At 69.9% G+C, this 6,412-nt stretch carries 4 protein-coding genes; 3 read left to right on the plus strand and 1 reads right to left on the minus strand.

Going from position 1 to position 6,412, the window contains the following annotated elements; all coding sequences use genetic code 11:
* Positions 1 to 326 precede the first annotated feature (326 nt).
* The 3 genes from mfd to mazG are packed head-to-tail and all read left to right on the plus strand — an operon-like array spanning position 327 to position 5,956.
* A complete protein-coding gene (gene mfd / locus AC08OJ_RS17755; protein ID WP_476596327.1) occupies positions 327 to 3,944 on the plus strand; it encodes a transcription-repair coupling factor in 3,618 nt (1,205 codons plus the stop codon).
* Positions 3,945 to 4,000: 56 nt separating this feature from the next.
* A complete protein-coding gene (locus AC08OJ_RS17760; protein ID WP_476594314.1) occupies positions 4,001 to 4,768 on the plus strand; it encodes a SurA N-terminal domain-containing protein in 768 nt (255 codons plus the stop codon).
* Between the two features lie 12 nt (positions 4,769 to 4,780).
* A complete protein-coding gene (mazG, locus tag AC08OJ_RS17765) occupies positions 4,781 to 5,956 on the plus strand; it encodes a nucleoside triphosphate pyrophosphohydrolase (protein WP_476596328.1) in 1,176 nt (391 codons plus the stop codon).
* A gap of 163 nt (positions 5,957 to 6,119) precedes the next feature.
* Here the strand turns inward: mazG and AC08OJ_RS17770 are convergent, their stop codons facing one another.
* The gene (locus tag AC08OJ_RS17770; protein WP_476596329.1) at positions 6,120 to 6,266 is read right to left on the minus strand and encodes a hypothetical protein; all 147 of its coding nucleotides are present in this window, start codon (positions 6,264 to 6,266) and stop codon (positions 6,120 to 6,122) included.
* Positions 6,267 to 6,412 lie beyond the last annotated feature (146 nt).

The raw sequence follows: 6,412 nt of genomic DNA on the forward strand, positions 1-6,412 counted from the left end.
GTGGGAAGGTTGTCGTAGACTGGACATATCGTCTGTGCCGACAGGGTTGAGCCGATCAAGGTCGGCCCGGTATCGGGGCTGGCCCGGTATCAGGGTCAACTGGGTATCAAGGTCGGCCCGGTATCGGGCCTGATCCGGTATCGAGATCGACTGGGTATCGAGGTTGACCCGGCGCCTGCGGACCGGAGCATCGCCGGGCGGAAGCGTCGTGTGGAGCGGGGCCGGGCGGTAGATCAGGGCCGGATCGGCCTTGCCGTGTCACGTCGTCGGATCCCAACCAGTCGGAGTCGGATCCCAACCAACCGAGAGGCACAGGGACGCACCCCATGACCCTCGCGCCGTTGCTCGACGCGCTGATCGCCCGTCCCGGCGGGGACCCTGCCCTGGGCCGGGCGATCGGCGCGGTCGGTGAACCGGTCCTCGACCTCGCTGGTCCCGCGGCGTTGCGGCCCTTCGCCGCCGCGGCCCTGGCGGTCGGGGCCGACCAGCCGGTCCTCGCCGTCGTGGCTACTGGCCGGGAGGCCGAGGATCTGGCATCGGCGCTCGGCAGCCTGCTCGGTCCCGATGTGGTCGCGGTCTTCCCGAGCTGGGAGACCCTGCCCCACGAGCGGCTGTCCCCCCGGGCTGACACGGTCGGGCAGCGCCTCGCCGTGCTGCGCCGGCTCACGCATCCGGCGAGCACCGGTCGGCCGCCGCTGCGGATCGTGGTCGCGTCGATCCGTGCGGTGTTGCAACCCCAGGTGGCCGGGCTCGGCGAGCTCGCACCGGTCACCCTCGCCGAGGGCGATACGGCCGACCTCGACGGCGTGGTGACGCGGCTGGTGGACATCGCCTACCACCGGGTGGACCTGGTCGAGCGGCGCGGCGAGATCGCCGTGCGCGGCGGCATCCTCGACGTCTTCCCGCCCACCGAGGAGCATCCGCTGCGGGTCGAGTTCTTCGGCGACGAGGTCGAGGACATCCGCCGGTTCTCCGTGGCGGACCAGCGGGCGCTGCCGGAGGATGATGGCGCGACCGGTGGTGGCCGTGTCCTGTTCGCGCCGCCGTGCAGCGAACTGCTGCTAACCGCGCAGGTGCGGGCGCGGGCCGCGGACCTCGCGACGCGCCACCCGGAGCTGCTGGACCTGCTCGACAAGATCGCCGACGGCATCCCCGTGGAGGGGATGGAGGCGCTCGCCCCGGTACTCGTCGACGCCATGTCACTGCTCTTGGACGACCTGCCGGCCGGCACCCACGTGCTGGTCTGCGATCCCGAACGGGTCCGTTCGCGGGCGAGCGAACTGGTACGCACGAGCCAGGAGTTCCTCGAGGCGTCGTGGAGCGTCGCGGCGCTGGGTGGCGGCGCGCCGATCGATCTCGGCGCGGCCGCCTACCGATCGATCACCGAGGTCCGCGAGCGTGCGGAGGATCTCGGCCTGCCGTGGTGGTCGGTCACTCCCTTCATGTCGACCCCGGTAGGCATCGACCGGGAGCCGGCAGGCACCGGGCTGGCGGGCACCGTCTACGACGGGACCGAGTACGGCGACAACACGGTGGTCGCCAGCCTCCGGCCCGCACCGATCTACCACGGGGACACCGCGGCGGTCATCTCCGACGTCAAGGGCTGGCTCGCCGAGTCCTGGCGAGTGCTGCTGGTCACCGAGGGGCACGGTCCGGCGCAGCGCCTGGTGGAGATGCTGCGCGACGCCGACCTGGGCGCCGGCCTCGCCGAGGAGGCCACGCTCACTCCGGGCGTCGCCATGGTGACCTGCGGTCGGCTCGCCACCGGCTTCACCAGCGATACTTTGCGCCTCGCCGTTCTTACCGAAAGTGATATCGCGGGTGTCCGCGGAGTGATCACGAAGGACATGCGGCGCATGCCGAGCCGGCGGCGCAAGGGCATCGACCCGCTCGCCCTGCTCCCGGGGGACATGGTGGTCCACGACGCGCACGGCGTCGGCCGCTACGTCGAGATGGTCACCAGGACCGTCGCGGGCGCCAAGCGGGAGTACCTTCTGCTGGAGTATGCCCGGGGCGATCGGCTGTATGTGCCGACCGACCAGCTTGAACAGATCACCCGGTATGTCGGGGGTGACGCGCCGAGCCTGGACCGCATCGGCGGCGCCGACTGGGCCAAGCGCAAGAGTCGGGCCCGCAAGGCCGTCAAGGAGATCGCCGGTGAGCTGATCCGGCTCTACAGCGCCCGGATGGCTGCTCCCGGGCACGCCTTCGCTCCCGACAGTCCCTGGCAGCGTGAGCTGGAGGACGCCTTCCCGTTCCGAGAGACACCCGATCAACTCGCCGCCATCGACGAGGTCAAGGCCGACATGGAGAAGCCGGTCCCGATGGACCGGGTGATCTGCGGTGACGTCGGCTACGGCAAGACCGAGATCGCGGTGCGGGCCGCGTTCAAGGCGGTGCAGGACGGCAAGCAGGTCGCGGTGCTGGTGCCCACGACGCTGCTGGTCCAGCAGCACTTCCAGACCTTCTCCGAGCGTTACGCCGCGTTCCCGGTGGTGGTGAAGGCGATGAGCCGGTTCAACTCGCCCGCCGAACACAAGGCGGTGCAGAAGGGGCTCGCTACCGGCAGTGTCGACGTGGTCATCGGCACCCACCGGCTGCTGTCCGGGGAGAACCGCTTCAAGGATCTCGGCCTGGTGATCGTCGACGAGGAGCAACGCTTCGGTGTCGAGCACAAGGAGCAGCTCAAGAAGATGCGCACGGCGGTGGACGTGCTTACGATGAGCGCCACACCGATCCCCCGCACGCTGGAGATGTCGATCACCGGCATCCGGGAGCTGTCGACCATCGACACTCCGCCCGAGGAGCGGCACCCGGTGCTGACCTCGGTCGCCGCCTACGACGCCCGTCAGGTGACCGCGGCGATCCGCCGGGAGCTGCTGCGCGAGGGGCAGGTCTTCTTCATCCACAACCGGGTGGAGACGATCGATCGGGCCGCCGCCCGGCTGCGCGATCTGGTTCCCGAGGCGCGGATCGCCACCGCCCACGGCCAGCTGCACGAGGACGCGCTTGAGCAGGTCATGGTCTCCTTCTGGGAGAAGAAGTTCGACGTGCTGGTCTGCACGACGATCGTGGAGTCGGGCCTGGACATCTCCAACGCCAACACCCTCATCGTCGAGCGGGCCGACGTGTTCGGCCTGTCCCAGCTGCACCAGCTGCGCGGCCGGGTCGGGCGGGGCCGGGACCGGGCGTACGCCTACTTCCTCTACCCGCCGGACAAGTACCCGCCGGACAAGCCGCTGACCGAGACCGCCCACGACCGGCTCGCCACGATCGCCCAGCACAACGACCTTGGTGCCGGAATGGCCGTAGCCATGAAGGACCTGGAGATCCGGGGAGCGGGCAACCTGCTCGGCGGCGAGCAGTCCGGGCACATCGCCTCGGTCGGGTTCGACATGTACGTGCGGATGGTCGGCGAAGCGGTGGCCGAGTACCGCAAGGAGGGCGTCGAGGAGCCCCCGGAGGTCAAGGTCGAGCTGCCGGTCGACGCGAGCCTGCCGCACGACTACGTGCCGAGCGAGCGGCTGCGGCTGGACGCCTACCGGCGGCTGGCCGGCGCCGCCACGGACGCCGACATCGACGAGGTGCGTGGCGAGCTCGTGGACCGGTTCGGTCCGGTGCCCGAACCGGTCGAGAACCTGCTGGCCGTCACGGGCCTGCGGGTTCTTGCCCGGCACTTTGGCGTCACGGAGATCATCGCCGCCGGTCGCCAGATCCGGTTCGCTCCGCTGGAGCTGCGGGAGAGCCAGACACTCCGGCTGACCCGGCTCTACCGGGGCGCCGTGGTCAAACCGGCGGTGCGGACCGTACTCGTTCCCGCGCCGACCGAGACGGGGCGCATCGGCTCCCGACCGTTGCGGGATCGGGCCCTGCTCGCCTGGGTCGGCCAGCTCCTGCATGCGGTCGCGGGCGACTCGGTCGCCGCCGCGGCGGCCTCGATCTGACTCCTGGCGTAGGGCGCCGTACCGTACGCCACGCTGAGCGGATACCGTCTCGGCTCGTGAAGCTTTCCCGTCTCCTCGCCGGTGTCGGGCTCCTCGTGCTCGTCGGTACCGCCGGTACCGGGTGCACGACCCATGCCGGGGCCGCCGCCCAGGTCGGTTCGCAGACCATCGGGACCTCCCAGCTGCGCGGCATTGTCGACCGTGGGCTCAAGGCCGCGGAGACAGTACCGATCCCGCAGACCTCGCAGTCGGTGTCGCAGAGTCTCAACCGAGGTGAACTCCAGCGACGAACCCTGACCACACTCGTGCAGCTCGAATTGATCTCCGGTGAGGCGAAGCGGCTGGGGATCTCGCTGACCGGCCAAGACATCGCGTCCTACTACCAGGCGTACGCGATCCTGCAGTTCGGCAGCGTGAAGGCGTTCGAGCAGCGAGCCGCCGCGGCGGGCTTCGCCCAGCAGGACGTGGCGACGATCGTCCGCTCGGGAGCGTTCGAGTCGGCGCTCGGGGACAAGATCAGCGCGGGTATCCTCGCCTCCGACGCGGACACCCGCGCCCAGTACGACAGCATCGTCGATCAGATCGGGAAGATCCCCCTCAGCTACCGGCAGGCCAAGCCCTACCTGGCCCGGTTCCTGGTGGCGGACAAACGGGCGACGAAGGTGCGCCCGCTACTCGCGCAGGCCGAGTCCCGGGATCCCATCTCGATAAACCCACGATTTGGTACCTGGGACACGAAGCAGTTCGCCGTGGTCGCCGCCGAGGGCTCGATCGCCAGCAAGCCCGCGCCCACGCCGATCCTGGACCTGACCACCCGATCCTGAGCGGACGGCGACATGTTGATGCGGATCACCGTGGTCGTCACCAGCCCCCGGGTGGCACCGGGAATCCTCACGGCCCGGGCATGGGATGTCGTGCGCACGGTGCCCGTCCTGACCGCGAGCCCCACGCATCCTCAGCTCGCCGCGCTGCGGGCGGCCGGTGCGACCGTCCTGATCGTCGATCCCGGCGATCCCGGCGGTCTGGCCGGCGCGGTGACCCTCATCCGGGCCGCCCTGCCGGATCCCGCGGCGGCCGAGGTCGCCTGGCTGCCCGATCCGCTTGCGCCGAGCATCCTCGACCGCCTCCTCGACGAGGCGAGTGGATCCGGGGAACGGAACGATGCCGGCATCGAGAGGGTGACCGGGGTCGAAGTGACGAGCCTCGTGGCCACCAGGGAGCTGCCCGGCTCGAGCCTGTTGGACGCCGTCGCGGTCATGGACCGCCTGCGGTCGCCGGGCGGCTGCCCCTGGAACGCCGAGCAGACGCACACCTCGCTCGCTCCGTACCTGGTCGAGGAGACGTACGAGGCGTATCAGGCGATCGAGGACTACGATCTCACCGAGCTGCACGAGGAACTCGGCGACGTGCTGATGCAGGTGCTCTTCCACGCTCGGATCGCCGCCGAGCGCGCCGAGGACGGCTGGGACGTCGATGACGTCGCGGCCGGCCTGGTGGCCAAACTGATCCGCCGTCATCCGCACGTGTTCGGTGACGTGGTCGTGGACGGTCCGGCGAACGTCGTCGCCAACTGGGACGCGATCAAGGCGGTCGAGAAGGGGCGCGTCTCGGTGACCGAGGGCGTCCCACTCTCCCAACCGGCGTTGTCCCTCGCGGCCAAGCTGCTGAAGCGGGCGGCCGGCATCGGCGTCCCTGCGGATCTCGCGCTGACCGGGACGGCCGCGTGGGGTGTGACCGACGCGGGCGATCGGGTCACCGAGATCGCCGCCACGGCCGCCGTACTGGCCCGGTCGGGCACGGCGGGGGACGACCTGATCGGTGATCTGCTCTTTGCCGCCGTCGCGCTCGCCCGGATGGCCTCCGTCGATCCGGAGCGGGCCCTTCGGGCGACCGCCCGTCGCTTCCGGGACCGGCTGGCCGCCGTCGAGGGCACGGTCCGTGCCGAGGGCGCCGATCCGGCTTCCCTGTCCGACACCCGCTGGCGCGAAATCTGGCGGCAGCTACCCGGGTAAGCACCGATCATCGGCGCCCGATGCCAGAGAGTACCGAAAAATAACTTCAGGTTTTGATGCTGGTCTTGCCAGCGAGGTTGGCGAGGTCTGCCGCGGCGGGTACGATGATCTTCTTTCTCTAGCCCCCGCGCCGGGACCGGCAGCGTACGCTGATCGTGTTGGATCAGCCCCAGAGCCGCTGGTACATCGCCGCCGCCATGGGATTGATGGTGGGGTCGACCAACGAGGAACGGACGTTGTTCGGCAGGGCATCGGGGAAGTACGCCTCGTAGGCGAGAATGTCCGCGTTGCGCATGAACGCCTCGTGCATCTTCTCTATGTAGACGGGGTTGTCCCCACCCGCGGCCCCGACTCGACCCGCCTTGGTGCCCTGCTGGCTGACCCAATGCCGCTTCCACTAGTTGGATCTTGATGGTCGTCGGTGTGTCGGTTCCGGCTGTTCTGTCTGGTTGCCGG

The sequence above is a fragment of the Frankia sp. CgKIO3 genome (assembly GCF_977946435.1).

Coding starts and splice junctions, on each gene's coding strand:
- mfd (WP_476596327.1), top strand. CDS start 327: ATGACCCTCGCGCCGTTGCTCGACGCGCTGATCGCCCGTCCCGGCGGG.
- mazG (WP_476596328.1), top strand. CDS start 4,781: ATGTTGATGCGGATCACCGTGGTCGTCACCAGCCCCCGGGTGGCACCG.
- AC08OJ_RS17770 (WP_476596329.1), bottom strand. CDS start 6,266: ATGCACGAGGCGTTCATGCGCAACGCGGACATTCTCGCCTACGAGGCG.